The 14,925-nt window shown below is 56.6% G+C and carries 11 protein-coding genes; 6 read left to right on the top strand and 5 right to left on the bottom strand.

The window, feature by feature from the left end:
- Positions 1–72: 72 nt before the first annotated feature.
- From FHT28_RS17450 to FHT28_RS17440, 3 genes are read left to right on the top strand one after another with little or no spacing between them, the layout of a single operon-like run.
- Complete coding sequence (locus FHT28_RS17450; protein WP_168596879.1) at positions 73–690, top strand: NAD(P)H-dependent oxidoreductase; 618 nt, start codon at positions 73–75, stop codon at positions 688–690.
- Positions 690–2,606, top strand: coding sequence for a cation:proton antiporter (locus FHT28_RS17445; RefSeq protein WP_168596878.1), 1,917 nt, complete (start codon positions 690–692; stop codon positions 2,604–2,606). Before FHT28_RS17450 ends, FHT28_RS17445 begins: the two co-directional genes overlap by 1 nt.
- Positions 2,603–3,880, top strand: a complete 1,278-nt coding sequence (locus FHT28_RS17440; protein WP_168596877.1) for a cytochrome c — start codon at positions 2,603–2,605, stop codon at positions 3,878–3,880. The genes FHT28_RS17445 and FHT28_RS17440 overlap by 4 nt, the downstream gene beginning before the upstream one ends.
- 268 nt (positions 3,881–4,148) lie before the next feature.
- Here FHT28_RS17440 and FHT28_RS17435 read toward each other — a convergent pair whose 3' ends face one another.
- Together FHT28_RS17435 and FHT28_RS17430 are read right to left on the bottom strand one after the other, a co-directional pair.
- A complete protein-coding gene (locus FHT28_RS17435; protein WP_168596876.1) occupies positions 4,149–5,021 on the bottom strand; it encodes an NmrA family NAD(P)-binding protein in 873 nt (290 codons plus the stop codon).
- A gap of 45 nt (positions 5,022–5,066) precedes the next feature.
- Entirely contained in the window at positions 5,067–5,489 is a 423-nt protein-coding gene (locus tag FHT28_RS17430) for a DoxX family protein (protein ID WP_168596875.1), read from the bottom strand.
- A gap of 118 nt (positions 5,490–5,607) precedes the next feature.
- Between FHT28_RS17430 and FHT28_RS17425 the strand changes: the two genes are divergently transcribed.
- Positions 5,608–6,513 carry a LysR family transcriptional regulator gene (locus tag FHT28_RS17425; RefSeq protein ID WP_168596874.1) on the top strand — a complete coding sequence of 302 codons (906 nt, stop codon included), beginning with the start codon at positions 5,608–5,610 and terminating at the stop codon, positions 6,511–6,513.
- A 541-nt stretch (positions 6,514–7,054) separates the two neighbouring features.
- Here FHT28_RS17425 and FHT28_RS17420 read toward each other — a convergent pair.
- Both FHT28_RS17420 and FHT28_RS17415 read right to left on the bottom strand, forming a co-directional pair.
- Entirely contained in the window at positions 7,055–8,044 is a 990-nt protein-coding gene (locus FHT28_RS17420; RefSeq protein WP_168596990.1) for an alpha/beta hydrolase, read from the bottom strand.
- Between the two features lie 159 nt (positions 8,045–8,203).
- Positions 8,204–8,791, bottom strand: a complete 588-nt coding sequence (locus FHT28_RS17415) for a TetR/AcrR family transcriptional regulator (protein WP_168596873.1) — start codon at positions 8,789–8,791, stop codon at positions 8,204–8,206.
- 339 nt (positions 8,792–9,130) lie between these two features.
- On the opposite strand from FHT28_RS17415, the gene FHT28_RS17410 reads away from it, so the two are divergent.
- Complete coding sequence (locus FHT28_RS17410; protein WP_168596872.1) at positions 9,131–10,051, top strand: MBL fold metallo-hydrolase; 921 nt, start codon at positions 9,131–9,133, stop codon at positions 10,049–10,051.
- A 24-nt stretch (positions 10,052–10,075) separates the two neighbouring features.
- On the opposite strand, the gene FHT28_RS17405 is transcribed toward FHT28_RS17410, so the two are convergent.
- Positions 10,076–12,964 carry a winged helix-turn-helix domain-containing protein gene (locus FHT28_RS17405; RefSeq protein ID WP_168596871.1) on the bottom strand — a complete coding sequence of 963 codons (2,889 nt, stop codon included), beginning with the start codon at positions 12,962–12,964 and terminating at the stop codon, positions 10,076–10,078.
- 267 nt (positions 12,965–13,231) lie between these two features.
- Here FHT28_RS17405 and FHT28_RS17400 point away from each other — a divergent pair, with 267 nt between their 5' ends.
- Positions 13,232–14,830, top strand: coding sequence for a reverse transcriptase domain-containing protein (locus FHT28_RS17400; protein ID WP_348644993.1), 1,599 nt, complete (start codon positions 13,232–13,234; stop codon positions 14,828–14,830).
- Positions 14,831–14,925: the final 95 nt, after the last annotated feature.

Genomic DNA, 14,925 nt, shown 5'->3' with positions numbered 1-14,925 from the left:
TCGTGTCCGAATAACTCGCGTCCTCCGGATTCTGGACCGCGGGAGCAGCATCAAAAGAAGAAGGATAAGGCTTTGGCGCGAGTTCTCGTCCTGTTCGCGCACCCTGCGCAACGGCCGACAAGCATCAATTTATCGATGGCGAGGCGCGCCGAGCAGGTTGCTGGGGTCACGTTTGTCGATATCTACGCCGAATACCCTCGATTCGACATCGACGTCGAACGTGAGCAGAAGCGGTTGATCGATCACGACGTGATCGTGTTTCAGTTCCCGCTGTTTTGGTACTCGACGCCCGCTCTTCTGAAGCAATGGCAGGATCTGGTCCTAGAGTATGGTTTTGCACACGGGCCTCACGGGAAAAAGTTAGCCGGCAAGCTGGCGATCGCTTGCATAACCACCGCTGGCAGCGTTCATGATTACTCATATGACGGTGGCAACAAGCATCCGTTTTCCGTGTTCATTCTACCGCTACGACAGACCGTTGAACTCTGCGGAATGACCTTTTTGCCGCCGTTTGTGCTCCACGCGGCCAACCACACGGACTCACATTCCGCAAGAACCCACATCGAGTCTTATCCTTTGCTCCTTGGGGCCTTGCGTGATGCGACATTGGACGTTCGCGAGCTCGGACGACGCGATCAAGTTACTGCAGCCGACCTTGCCGCGCTCGTAGACCAGCAAGGAGTAGATTGATGTCGGGCTTTCTCCTGCCAGCATTCGCCTATCTGGCATCCTCGGTTTTCGCTGTCATTGTCTCCCGCAGGCTCGGTCTCGGTTCTGTCGTCGGGTACATTGTCGCAGGTGCCTTGATGAGCCCGGTTCTGCAGCTCTCGGAAGCCAATGCGAGCTATCTCGAACAGCTCTCCGAATTGGGCATCGTCATGATGCTGTTTTTGATCGGACTGGAAGTCGATCCAAAGATGGTCTGGCGTTTACGTGCAAAGCTCGTCGGATTGGGTGGCTTGCAGGTGGTCTTGACCGTCGCGGCCGTTACCGCGCTCGGTGTGTTACTTCATATTCGTTGGCAGCAGGCGGCTCTATTTGGATTCGTCACCGCCCTGTCATCGACGGCAATAGTCTTGCAGACCCTGGAGGAAAGGGGGGTGCTGGAATCGGACGGAGGTCAGGCGAGTTTTGCGGTTCTCTTGTTCCAGGACCTAGCTGTCATTCCAATGCTCGCGTGCCTTCCACTGATGGCACCCGGCGGCCAGACGTCTGGAACCGACCATGGGGCAACCTGGCTCTCCACTGTTCCCGGCTGGGCAGCCGCACTCCTGACGCTGGGCGCAGTGGCGGCGGTCGTAGTCGGCGGCCATTATCTTTCGCGTCCGATCATGCGCGCGATCGCGCGAGACCGACTTCGCGACATCTTCACGGCGTTCGCATTGCTGGTAGTGGTAGCAATCGCTCTGCTGATGTCTTTGGTCGGACTATCGCCGGCGCTCGGAGCTTTTCTTGGAGGGCTCGTGCTCGCAAACAGCGAGTTCAAGCACGAACTTCAAAACGATATCGAGCCTTTCAAAGGGCTGCTCCTCGGCCTCTTTTTTATGACGATCGGCGCGAAAATCTCTCCTTCCGTCTTGGTGGGTAACTGGGATGTGGTGCTCGAAGCAACGGCTGTGCTCGTGATCATCAAATTCACGGTCCTGTTTCCGCTCGGTCGTTTTTTCAAACTGAGGGACGCAGCTACATGGCTCTTCGCGTTAGGGCTGGCACAAGCGGGCGAATTCGGATTCGTTCTCCTCTCGCTCGGTCAGAGCATGGGTCTGATAACCGGAACCGCTGCATCCATCGGCGTGCTCGTCATAGCCCTGGGAATGATAATCACGCCGGGGCTTTTCATGCTCTTCGACCATATGGTCGTGCGGCTTGAGAGAAGAAAAGGTCCCGCGGTAGAACCAGAGAGGCCCGGCAGCGGCAAGGTCATCGTCGCGGGCCTTGGCCGTTTTGGTCAGATCGTGAATCGCATGTTGCTGGCCAACGGCTTCGTGCCCGTTGTCCTCGACTACCGTGCGGACGTGGTCGATGACCTCCGCAAATTCGGGGTGAAATCGTATTTCGGCGATGCGGGGCGTCCTGATCTGCTTCATTCGGCTGGCGTAGCCAAGGCGGTATTGCTTGTGGTCGCGATCGACGACCCCGACCGCACGATACAGATCATCGAGGCGGCTCGCAGAGCGAATCCCGGGATCACGATTATCGCTCGCGCTTATGACCGGTTGCATCATTACCAGCTTGTCGACGCGGGTGCGGATCATGTTGTCCGCGAGGTTTTCGGAAGCTCCGTGGAGGCAGGCGGCCTCGCTCTCAGGACAATGGGCATGCATCCCTATGAGGTTGAGAAGCGAAAGAGCGTGTTCGTCCAACAGGATCTCGCGGGCCTCGCACGAATGGGGGCGCTGCTCGACGAGACGACGCGCGTGTCCGACAACGAACGCTTTGTCGCGGGTTTCAACGACATCGGGCGCGTCATCCAGGAAGCCATGCTGGGACGGCGTGAAAAATACGATGAGCTGGTCCAGCGTGGTTGGAGCCCGCCGGAATCGGAAAGCAGCCTCACGGCGCAAAAGCCTGAAATAGACGAACGAGCCTTAGGAGCCGGGCAATGAAGTATTCCATGAAAATTCTGTTGAGCCTGGGCTTCCTAGCCGTGGTGGGGGCTGCCGGAGCCGGACTGTTCTTCTTCTACCCCCATTCGCTTCCGGAGGTGACTGCGAGCGCAAAACAGCCATCTGGGCAGGAGTTGATCGCACGCGGCGAATATCTGACGATCGCTGGCGACTGTGCTGCCTGTCACAGCGCGAAAGGTGGCAAACCGTTCGCTGGAGGGCTGCCATTCAAGCTTCCATTCGGAACTATCTATTCGTCCAATATCACTCCAGACAAGGAACACGGTATCGGCGCTTGGAGCGATGCGGAATTCGTGCGCGCAGTGAGATCGGGTGTCGGCAAGCACGGCGAGAACCTTTATCCCGCGTTTCCCTATGCATCCTACGCTCTGCTTTCGACCGACGATATCCTGGCCATTCGTGCCTATCTTAATACGGTCACGGCGGTCTCGGACGCTGCGCCCGAGAACACGCTCGAATTTCCGTTCAACCAACGCTGGCTGATGCGCGGTTGGAACCTCCTGTTCCTGCCCTCGCATCCCTTCGAAAACGATCCTTCGAAGGATGAGCGGTGGAATCGTGGCGCTTACCTTGTCGAGGGCCTGGCACACTGCGGGGAGTGTCATACTCCTCGGGGTCTCATGTTCCAGAGAAAGCAAGGGCAAGCCTTGTCGGGTGGCGAAGTGGACGGCTGGAAGGCATGGAATATTACAAGTGACCCCGAGACCGGCATTGGCAACTGGAGCGATGAAGACCTCAAAGGATTCCTCGCCACCGGTCACGCTAAGGGCCACGGCCCTGCGGGCGGCGCGATGCGGGAGGCGGTCGACCTCTCATTCAGCAGGCTCCCACCTTCTGACATCGAAGCAATCGTGGCTTATCTGCGAACAGTTCCGGCTGTTAAGACCGATCCGGGATCGAAGGTGGTTCCCGCAGTGCCAGAGGCATCTACTCGTCGCCCCGAAGAACTCGGCGCACGTATCTTTGCAGGTGCTTGCTCCAGCTGCCATGGAAAGGACGGCAGCGGCCTTGTGAACGCCCGGGCATCAATTCAAAGCTCGCACGCGGTGAACGATCCTCAAGGTAGCAATCTTGTGAGGGTGATCCTTCAAGGTTCGTCGAACTCGGCGCGTCTACCGGGCCAGACGATGCCTGCGTTCCATGCGATCTACTCCGACGAGGAAGTTGCCGCGCTCGCCAACTACGTTACTGAGCTGTTAAGCGGAAAGAGCGGTAGAGTAACGGCGAAAGATGTGGCAAAGGCGAGGGAGTGAAACCTGTCGCCAGGTCAGTGCATCCAAATTTGCGCTATTCGGTAGCAGATGCCACCGAGACGGCTCTCGGCCCTAAGCGGTCGGGCCGCTGTGAAATGAAGGGACGTGGACAGCGGATTTTTCCTAAACCCAAAAATCCGCTGTTCGGAGATTCAGAAGATCGAGCGAGAGTAGACGCGCCTCGTCTTGACTTGAACCGTTGAGCGCTTCTCAAGACGCATCCGACGCAGAAGCGAGTAGTCTCCGTCGTGCCTGATCCGTCTGGGAATTACGCCTTGGCGGCGTTCAGTGCAGTCTCGAAGACGTCGCGTGCGGATGTCGTACCCGCTATGTGCCCTGTACCCTCAACTCCGAGGTCCATCCATCCTGCATTCACGGCCTCATACATTTCTTCGGCTGCTCCGGTATGGCCCTTCGGGATGCCGAATTGCTCGAACGCTTCCGCCCAACCTGCACGCGGGATTGCAAAGGCTTTCACGTCGAGTTTCAGGACTTCCGCCAATTGTTTCGCGACTTCATCCGCACTGACCATCGAACCAAGCTCGATGACGCGCCGCCCTGACCATGCAGGCCCAGTCAAAAGGGTAGCGACCTCCCCGCCGATGTCGTTCGTCGCGACCATGGTCGATTGCCGGTCTGTCGGATTGTAGTAGACCGGCAGCGTTCCGCCCCGGGCGACCTGCAAGCCGTGGAGGAAGTTTTCGAAGAATCCACCTGCGCGCACAAATGCGGTTGGCGATACCAGGTCGCGAAACCCTTGCTCCAGAAGCGACAAGGCCGTGATCATCCCGAGCCCGCTGGTCTTGTCCGCGCCCATCGACGAAAGGGCCACCACCCGCGGCGGCGCTGCCTTGGTGAGCGCCTCGACATAGTTCGCAATCACAGCCCTAGCTTCTTTATAATCGGGCGACGGGGCCCAGACAGACGGCAACATGACGAACGCTCCATCGACGCGTTTGAGCGCGCGCTCGATAGCGGCTGTGTCATTCCAATCTCCGTCAACCAGTTCAACGCCCCGGTTCGCCCAGTGAGCCGCCTTCTCGCGATTGCGGACGAGCGCACGTACTTTCTTGCCGTGCGCCAACAGGTGTTTTGCCGTTGCGCCGCCTACTTTTCCTGTGATTCCCATTACCAAAAACATGCGTATTCTCCTGATTTTTAGGGACTGAGCACTGCCCCTATTGGTTCAATGGACGAACGGCAGAATGGCTCGGATACGGGGATCGCGCAGATAGAGGCCGCCCCATGTCATCGCGCCCAAAAGCAGGGAAATCAGTTCCGGCAGCGACCCCAACTCGCCGATGCGGACATGGGCGCAGATCGCGCCTCCCAGAAAGCCCGTCACTAGGATCGCGCCGAAGACGGCGGTGGTCGGGATGGCGTAAAGGATGGCGCAGACGAGCATTATCGGACCCATGACGCGGGTCATGCCCATCGCGAACCCGGTTTCCTGCAACATGCTCGCGATCTGTCCCGGCGCGAAAAGCTGAATGGTCCCATCTGCCACTAGAGCGATAACAACAAACGCACCCATTATCCGGCCGATCCACAGGGTGCGATGTAAGGTCATGGTTTTAGGCACTTGGTGCCGGTTTATGGTTTCGGACACTTGTCATTCTCCAACAGTGGATCCCAGTATCTGAAGCTTACTGTGTCCGTTAGATATGATAAACATCGAGGAAAATAACTCACTGTTCCCTCAAGTGAGAACAATATCGAGGCACAAAATGCAGAATCTCGAACCCATCCTCATCTTCGTAACAGTCGCAGACATGGGGAGCTTCACCCGCGCAGCCGACAGCCTCGGTATCCAAAAGGGCCGGGCCTCAATGGCGGTCCGGAAGCTGGAAGAAGATGTGGGTGTCAGGCTCCTCCACCGCACGACGCGCAGTGTGCAGTTGACGGAGGACGGACGCGCGTTTCAAGCCCGCGCCCGCGATCTGCTTGCTGAAGTCGATGACCTGCACACGATGTTCGCAGACGACCGTGTGGCACTTCGCGGGCGTTTACGGGTCGATCTTCCGACCGAAGTGGCGCGCACAACGATCATGCCGGCGTTGCCAGACTTCATGGCAGTTCACCCCGAGTTGGAGCTGGAGCTGTCGAGTACCGATCGCCAAGTCGATCTGGCTCAAGAAGGGTTTGACTGTGTATTGCGGCTTGGACCCATCCGAGAAGAGACGCTGATTGCCCGCCCACTGGGCCTGTTGCGGATGGCCAATGCTGCCAGCCCCGCCTACCTGGCGCGCTATGGCGTCCCCCGATCACTCGAAGACCTCCAGCGTCAACAACATCGGACAATTCATTTTTCAACGACGTTGGGTGTAAAACCCCATGGATGGGAATATCCGGACGGTGACGGCTACACGACGTTTCAGCTACCCGGCTCGCTACACGTCAACAGCGCGCAGACTTACGACGCCGCTGCCCTCGCTGGCCTTGGCCTGATTCAGGCACCGCTCTTGGGGATTGGCCAATATTTTCAGAGTGGAGCACTTGTGGAGATCATGCCCGATTTTCGTCGCCGGGCGATCGCCGTGTCCCTCGTCGTAGCACATCGGAGCAACTTGTCGCGCCGAGTTCGTACATTCATGAAATGGATCGAAGAGGTGCTGACACCGTATCTGGAATAGAGGATCACTTTCGCGACGGCTTACTTTGTCCGGGAACCGCGAGGATGAGGGCGAGAAGCGGCCCTCAAGCTTTGACGTTGGTGTCATTTGCTACCGAATAGTGCAACTTGCACGGGGCTATTTCGCCACACGGAGGCGGTCCCATCCTATCTGCCGCAGCGACGTGTCTGTCCGAGATTGTGCCCTAACAATTGGGGTCTTCCCTCGACTATCCTCGAGAAGGCATTTTATTTCCGATAATCAATCATGTCGTGTCTGAGTGCTGCGACTTGAGCTGAATATGCGTCGGCGTTGGTGTGGTAGCTGCCGATATCTACGGTCGCGCATGCGAGAGCCGATACGATACTCAGGCCATACAGGCCGAGGACGAAAAAGAACTCTAAGCTCTCTCGGGATTTTGGGAGTCGCATTGAGCACCTTCGGGCAACCGGGCGCGGGAGCATTCATGTGAAGCTGACTGTTGGCGGGCTTACCCAGCGCTCGTTTTGGTGTCGGGGCGGCGGACAATCTGTCCGCCGCTGATTGATTGCAGGTTGAAACGTTAGCCCTTGATGAAGGCCAGGAGATCGGGGTTGATGGCATCTGCATGCGTTGTCAGCATCCCATGCGGATATCCTGGATAAACCTTGAGAGTGCCGTTCTTGAGGAGCTTGACGGAGAGCTTGGCCGAGTCGTCGATCGGGACGATCTGGTCGTCGTCGCCATGCATGACAAGCGTGGGCACGGTGATCCTCTTCAGGTCCTCGGTCTGATCCGTTTCGGAAAAGGCCTTGATGCCGTCATAGTGGGCCTTGGCTCCGCCCATCATCCCCTGACGCCACCAATTCTGAATAGTGCCCTGCGAGATCGCCGCGCCATTGCGATTGAAGCCGTAGAACGGGCCGGTCGGCAGGTCTAAGAAGAACTGGGCGCGGTTTGCCGCCAACGCGTTCCGCAAACCGTCGAAGACGTCGATCGGCAGACCACCGGGGTTGGATGCGGTCTTGAGCATCAATGGGGGGATGGCGCTCACCAGAACGGCTTTGGCGACACGGCCCTGAGGCTCGCCGTATTTCGCGACATATCGCGCCACCTCGCCACCGCCGGTCGAGTGACCGATATGGACGGCGTTCTTGAGATCGAGGTGCTGGTACACCGCGTCAGCGTCAGCGGCGTAATGGTCGAGATCGTGACCGTCGGCGACCTGGCTGGAGCGCCCATGTCCGCGACGATCGTGAGCGACCACACGAAAACCGTGCGCCAGGAAGAAGAGCATTTGTGTATCCCAATCGTCGGACGAGAGCGGCCAGCCATGGTGGAATGCGATCGGCTGGGCATTCTTCGGACCCCAGTCCTTGTAGTAGATATTCACGCCGTCCTTTGTTTTAACGAAACCGTCGGTCATCCGAACTTCTCCATTGTGGGGGATTTGAGATTGTTTCTGGGCTGCAAGGCCGGGTGCCGCCATCACAAGCGACGCGGCAGCGCCTGCTATCAAGGTCTGTCTACGAGAAAGGGGTAGGCTGAAATCGTTTGTCACCGGAGACTCCATCTCGGTCAGTGTTGATGGAGTGAAAGTAATGGCAACAGCTATGCCGGATATTGTCATATCCGGCCGTATTGCGTTTTCATTGCAACGGCTATTTGGCCCAGCGGCTTGCTGGTAAAAAATGGACTTTTCTGCGAGGAAGCGGTTGCCGAAAAATCGGGCTTACTTTGCATTCAATTGGCTCGCCGCCAACAACGACATCGCGATGGAGTAGAAGTTTTCGAGTGGATGCTTGGTGTCGGTCAGCTTCATCCTCAAGAGCGCCCCCTCATAACCATCTATCAGGAAGCGAGAGAGCTTATCTGGCTCATGTTTGGTGTTGATTTCTCCGCTACGCTGGCCTTCCCGGATGGTATCCGCGAGCAAATCGATCCACTCCGTCAGCGATGCATTCAAGGTATCGCGAAGCAAGGGGATACTATCGGACGTTTCCGCAGTCAGATTGACGATTAGGCAGCCCCGGTTGTACCGGTTTCTTTCGTGGCTCTCCAGCAAGTGGCTGAAGTGCTGGGCGATCCGGTTGAGTGGAGTGACGCTCCGGTCTTTGAGTATGTCGCGTCTTGTCGATGCGATGTAGTTCGTGACGACCTCGATCGCAAAGGTTTCCTTGGTTTTGAAGTGATTGTAGAAGGTGGCTTTCGGGACATCTGCTTGGTCGACAATGTCCTGCACGCTGCAACCGGAGTATCCCAGTTCATGGAAACGATCTGCCCCCGCGTTGAAGAGTCTCTCCTTCGTCGTTGGCTTCATATGTGTCTCCTTCCCGGGGGCATTAAGGATCATCGCTATAGATAGCAGTACGCCGGGGTATGGAATGCTTGCTCTGGTATTCGATACGCAGCCGATGCCTTCTCAAAACTCATTAAATCTCGCATTTCCAACGAGCGGAGGGAGCAGTCAGGTACAAGTAAATTGGCGGACGCTTGGTGATTTGGTGAAGCCCTCGCGTCACCACGGCTGAACGCTACACAGGCCTCCTTGGATGCGCAAACGCAGAAAACGCAAGTGGATCAGTTAAAGGGCCGGATTATACAATACTTGTGCGAGGCAGGCTGTTCGCTTGTTGTCCGGTTCACCATGAGGCGCAAAATGAAAATCGGATCGATCAAAATCACAAGGATAGAGGAATACCGCGGTCCGGCTTTCATGCCTAACGACCTGCTCCCCGATTGGTCTACCGACGCGGTAGCGCCGCATCTCAATTGGCTCGAACCGCGTTATCTCGACCGGGAAACCGGAAGGTTGGTGATGTCGTGCCACAGCTGGCTGGTAGAGACGGAACACCACAAGATTCTCATCGACACCTGCACGGGCAACCATAAGCAGCGACCGGGCGGAGCTCCCTTGTTCGACATGCTGAACACCCCGTACATGGATAGATTTGCGTCTACCGGAGTCCGCCCGGAGGAAATCGACTACGTCCTCTGTACTCATCTTCACGCCGATCATGTCGGATGGAACACTTTCCTTTCCAATGGGCGCTGGGTTCCGACGTTCCCGAACGCAAAATATGTGATCTCGAAAACCGATTATCAGGCGCTCTCGCCGGATGGCGGCGGCGGTTCATACGCGGCTTGGGGTTCTCTGCTTTATGAAGATAGCATCCTTCCGGTCATAGAAAATCGCCAGGAGCTGCTCGTCGACGGCGGTTTTCAGATCGGAGACAACCTCTTTGCGGAAGACTCTCCCGGTCATTCCCCTGGCCATCTTCTTTTTGCATTACGCGATGACGGCCGGGAAGGGCTCTTTGTTGGCGACATCGTTCATCATCCGATTCAGGTCTATTATCCTGAATGGAGCAGCGCGTTCTGCTTCGATGCCGACCAAGCCAGGAAAACACGTAAGGGTGTCCTTGAGCGTGCATGCGATAGAGGCTGCGTTTTATTGCCTGCGCACTTCGCAGGACGTGGTGCATGCTGTGTTTCCCACAGCGCCAAGGGTTTTGCATGCATTGGTCTTGGCGAGAGCTCGTCAACGATTTCCGAAGCTATACATAACCAGCTGGCTTAGATCCTCACTCGGAGATGCCAGCTGTTATAAGGCGAGCAGGCGCTCTGCGGTTTGAAGCTCTATTCTCGGCGGTGTCTCCGGGAACGCCTTCAACGCTGCCTCTATCATCCGCTTGGAGGTCGACGGTCCATCATCCTGCAACCATTCAGCATTACTGTTGGCGGCTCTCAGCTGCCACAACGGCGAATTCTGGGCGATCGCGCCAGCGATTGCTTGGGAATATAGGTCGCGGGCCATTGCGGGATCGCTGTGACGAACGATGTCGCCTTTTATCCTGAGGAGTTCTGGACGGCACCAGCCGGCATCTCCGGCGAGCGCCCAATCCACGAGATGCGCTCCGCAACGCTCTCCTGCGAGCGCTATCACCGTCTCAAGCCGTGCCCCGTTGGTGTCTCCAACGAATGCGGTTTCGAACTGCCTGGTCGTGGCGTTTGATTCCGGGAACAACAGCTCGAAGGCATCGGCCCAAAGCTGCGACCTTTGCATCGAGTGTTTCGTCGATAGTTCTCGAAGAAGCGTGAGGTGATGTCGTGCAACTTGAAATTCGCCCAGACCGAAATACACCGGAAATGCGGAAACATATATCGCAAGGCATATTGATATCGCATCGTCCAAGTTTAGGGCTTCGGCGATAGCTTCGTCCGCGAGAGAAATCGCGCGTTGCGAGAAGCCCTGGATCCAGGCGGTTTTGGCCATCAACATCAATGCGACCGTTTTTTGATCATATCCCGCACCACTCGTCAGTGTGCGGCCGATCGGCACCCGGGTGGCTTCGACAGCAACAGTGCAAAGATGGTTCGTCTTTTCATGCTGCCCAAGGAAGTGGGTGTTCATGGCAAGGATTCTGCTGCTTGCACCATGAGCGAGCTTGCCAAACTTGGACTCCAGCTGAAGCGCAATATCAGCAGCCTCCGCGTATCTTCCCTGCGTTGTTATGATTGCGCAGCGTCCACTGTGAGCCCTGACGATCTCTACGTGGTCACCGGTCGTCTCTGCGATCTCGGCCGCCTTTTCGAATTCCCGGATGGCTTGTTGGTCAGCACGCAACCCTCGCACATGGAAGAGCACGAGGCCGAGGGTAGAGCGAAGCTGGGCCTCGATCAGAGGGTCGACGTCGGCCGTTCCCTCCATTAGCGCCATAGCCCGCTCGACGATCTTCAGTTGCTCGTTCATCAAGCCGAGCTGTGTCCAGAGGATATGGGACGCAGCCGTAATTTCGAAACACAACTTCCCTTGACCCGTGTCGAAACACCAGTCGAGCGCTGCGCGGACATCGTTTATGAGGTTCCCGTGCGCTTGAAGCCACTCGAACTTATCGACATTTCGCCACTCGGCTTTCGCCTGTTCGAGTTCCGCGCAGACCCAACGAGCATGTGACAGGCTGCAGGATTCAGCGAACTCGCTTGCGCTAAGCTGCCTGCGAGCGAAGGCGCGGGTCATTTCCAGTAGACGAAGGCGTCCGTCGCCACCGGACGTCGAGACTAGCGACTTCGACCGTAGGGCGGAGAGCGCGTCCGAGAACGTTTCCCTATCGAGAAAATCCTCGGCTATCGACCAAGCCGCGTCGCTTATGAACGATCCTGCGAAAACCGAAAGGCAGTTGAGTAGAAGCTGCTCCTCAATCGTGAGCAGATTGTAGCTCCATTCTATTGTCGCTCTCAGGGTCTGCTGTCGGGGAGGGGCAGTCCTGCGACCGCGCCAGAGGGTGTTGATCGGATCGCTGAGGGAAGAAGCCGTGTTTTGAAGGCCGAGCCCTGCAACGCGTGATGCCGCCAGTTCGATCGCGAGGGGGATTCCGTCCAGTCTGCGTACAATATCGGCGGCAACCGAAATGTCTTTTGTTTCGGTAAGCCCGTTCTGGCCCGTGGCGAAAATCAAACGCTCATTGAAAAGTTCCAGTGCGGAAAAGTCATTACAGGCGGACGGCAGATCGTCTTTTTTCGGAACGTCCAGGCTAGGCAGGAGCCGGACCTTTTCCGAAGCTATCCTCAAAGGTTCGCGGCTTGTCGCGATTACAGAGGTGGCGGGTGTAAGTTGCAAAAGCCTGTCGACGACGCCGGCACAGTTATCGATCAGGTGTTCGCAATTATCAAACACCAGAATGGTGCGCGAATTTCCCAGCGCCTGAACGATGCCAGGCATGGGGTCCGACGAAAAGACACTTAGACCAAGCGACGACGCCAGGTGCGAGACTATTAATTCTCCATTGGACAGGGCTGCGAGGTCAAGAAAGACGACACTGGTGTTCTCTGTGGCCAGGCAGCGGGCGATTTCGATTGCTGTCGAGGTTTTTCCGATGCCTCCTGGTCCCGTAATCGTCATCAACCGCATCGAGCGCATCAATTCTACACTCTGGGCGATGAACTCATCTCGCCCGATCAAACGCACGATCGTTGTCGGCAGGCCGTAGCGAGTCGTAGGCGCTGGACTGGCGGAGGAATCATCGATGATCGTAGACACCGGCTTTGCAAATTTGTAGCCAAGCCCCGGTACGCTTTCGATACAGAGAGTTGGCTCACCGTCGTAGATCGCCTTGCGAAGGGCCACCATGTGGACGCGCAGGGAAGCTTCGTCGACATATGTGCTCGGCCAGACGGTCTTGATGATTTCTTCTTTCGTTACGACTGTTCCCGCCTTCTCGACCAGGCATGTCAGCACATCGAAAGCCCTCGCACCGATACGTACGGCTGCTTCGCCCCTGCTTAATCGGCGCTGACCGGGATCCAGTTCGAATTCGCCAAAACGATAGACAGTCACATTCACCTCGGGACGGCACGCAGAGCAGGAATTAATTCTTTCGGGATATTTACCAGTAAACACTTGGGCAAATTCTGCTGGAATCGCAATAGCTGAACCCGCAGTCGAAAATAAGGAGGTGTCCTTAATGTTCATTTGTGCCAATATTTCACCCATTTTTGCAATTTCATCGCGCCTGGCTTTCGCGAATTTTGTGGTCGGCCACGAGGACAAATGACGTGTCGGGTTTCACGTGTCTCGAAGTCTGTGAATAACTGCGAGTTGCCGCTATCTGATGCGACCGCTGATTGCTACGTCTTTGAGCACGAGGTCTCCCCTCGCATACGCGCTGTCGTAACTGCGGCGTAAGAGCTCAAGTCCTAAACAAGATCGTTGCGCGCCACACTATGCTCTGTGCACCTGGCGTGATTGGAGGGAGACCTCGTGCCACATCCATTGACCGTGTTCGGCGGCGTGAGATTTCGCGCGACCATTCCTGCGGCGTTGACCAGCGAGGGCGCGCTTCTTCACCATCTTGGTGTTTCGGTTGCCGAGTTGAAGAAGATTTGGTGGTTCCGTCACCGGATGTACAGCGATTTCGAAATCGCGAAACCGTCTGGAAAGAGTAGAGTGATCAACGCGCCGGATGATCGCCTCAAGATGCTCCAGCGGTACATCGCCAACTTGCTTGACCAGATTTACAAGCCCCGCAATCCGGTTCACGGCTTTGTCCTCGACCGGTCAGTGCGAACCAACGCTTCGTCGCACCTCAGAAGCAAGTTCGTAATAAATCTGGATATCGAGAACTTCTTCGGTTCGATATCCGAGAACCGCGTTATCGGACTTTTGAAGGCCCTCGGCGTCGACGAAGGGGCAGCGGAAATCGTCGCTCGGATTTGCTGTAATAAGGGACACCTGCCACAGGGAGCCCCCAGCAGCCCCGTGCTCTCGAATATGATCTGCTTCCGGCTAGATAAAGACCTCCAACAGATCGCGAAGAAGGTGCACTGCATCTATACTAGATATGCGGACGACATCACTTTCTCGAGCTACCAACCCTTGTCTTCGCCATTCGAGGCAGCGGTACCTCCAGCGGGAAATTTCGATTTCGATATGTTGGTGCCTCATCTGAAGCAGTCGTTCCTTAACAACGGCTTCAAAGTCAACGCCTCTAAGGTTCACTATGCAGACAGGAATTCGAGGCGGATCGTTACTGGCCTCAAAATCAACGAAGGACTCAATGTTGATCGCAGGTTTATCCGGGACATACGGAGCGCGCTTTTCTCGGTCGAGAAGGACGGCTTGGCAGTAGCCCAGCAGAAATACGCCGAGAAATACGGAGGAACGAGTTCAATCGACCTCTACCTCAAAGGAAAGATTTCGTGGATCGGAAGCGTGAAGGGCAGGTCCGACCCTGTTTTCCGTGGTCTCGCATCGAGGTTCAACCTCTTGTTCTCGTCCAACCGTATCAAACTCCTGGCGACTCAGGCCGAAATCCGCGAGCGTGCAGTCTGGGTGCTCGAGCATTGGGAAGGGAACGGCGCGCAAGGGAGCGCTTTTTTTCTCGAAGACGTTGGTCTCGTAACGGCGTGGCATTGCGTGGCCGAGGCAGCGAACAAAGGGGAAATTGATGTGTACCACCCCACAAAGCGCTCGAACGTCTTCAAGGTGAAGGTCGTCTCGTATTGTGCCGTGCGCGATCTCGCTATCCTCGAACACAGCATTCCCGGCAATGAGTTTTACGAATTGCAGGCCTCTACGCGTGTTGCCGGCATTGGCGACAGCGTCGCGGCGATCGGCTATCCGTCCTACGGCCCGGGAGATGGGATCAATGTTCGATCGGGCCAAGTGAGCGCACTGCCAGTCAAAAGTGCAGTGCAATTGGTCGAGGTGACTCAAAAGCTCTCACAGGGAATGTCCGGCGGCCCCGTTTTGGACGACGAGGACAAGGTCGCGGGCGTCATCCACAAGGGCGGACCACACGAGGCGCGCGACTTCGCCGTGGGCATCAAAGCGCTTACTGACCTGGCTGCTGGGAAATAGCTTGCTTTCGACGCTGGTCAGATTCAGGGTGCGTTTGAAACGAACGTTGCCATAGGCGGTAGATCTCGGACGAGACCGCCTGAGGCGGTTGTCGA

It is taken from the genome of Rhizobium sp. SG570 (genome assembly GCF_012275345.1).
GTDB classification, from domain to species: domain Bacteria; phylum Pseudomonadota; class Alphaproteobacteria; order Rhizobiales; family Rhizobiaceae; genus Rhizobium; species Rhizobium lusitanum.
The sequence above is the reverse complement of the archived record's forward strand: the minus strand, read 5'-3'. Positions and strand labels throughout refer to the sequence as shown.

What these genes read in the sequence shown, in the direction of transcription:
- FHT28_RS17425 (WP_168596874.1), top strand. Translation starts at nt 5,608, where the DNA reads ATGCAGAATCTCGAACCCATCCTCATCTTCGTAACAGTCGCAGACATG.
- FHT28_RS17420 (WP_168596990.1), bottom strand. Translation starts at nt 8,044, where the DNA reads ATGGAGTCTCCGGTGACAAACGATTTCAGCCTACCCCTTTCTCGTAGA.
- FHT28_RS17410 (WP_168596872.1), top strand. Translation starts at nt 9,131, where the DNA reads ATGAAAATCGGATCGATCAAAATCACAAGGATAGAGGAATACCGCGGT.
- FHT28_RS17440 (WP_168596877.1), top strand. Translation starts at nt 2,603, where the DNA reads ATGAAGTATTCCATGAAAATTCTGTTGAGCCTGGGCTTCCTAGCCGTG.
- FHT28_RS17405 (WP_168596871.1), bottom strand. Translation starts at nt 12,964, where the DNA reads ATGGGTGAAATATTGGCACAAATGAACATTAAGGACACCTCCTTATTT.
- FHT28_RS17435 (WP_168596876.1), bottom strand. Translation starts at nt 5,021, where the DNA reads ATGTTTTTGGTAATGGGAATCACAGGAAAAGTAGGCGGCGCAACGGCA.
- FHT28_RS17445 (WP_168596878.1), top strand. Translation starts at nt 690, where the DNA reads ATGTCGGGCTTTCTCCTGCCAGCATTCGCCTATCTGGCATCCTCGGTT.
- FHT28_RS17415 (WP_168596873.1), bottom strand. Translation starts at nt 8,791, where the DNA reads ATGAAGCCAACGACGAAGGAGAGACTCTTCAACGCGGGGGCAGATCGT.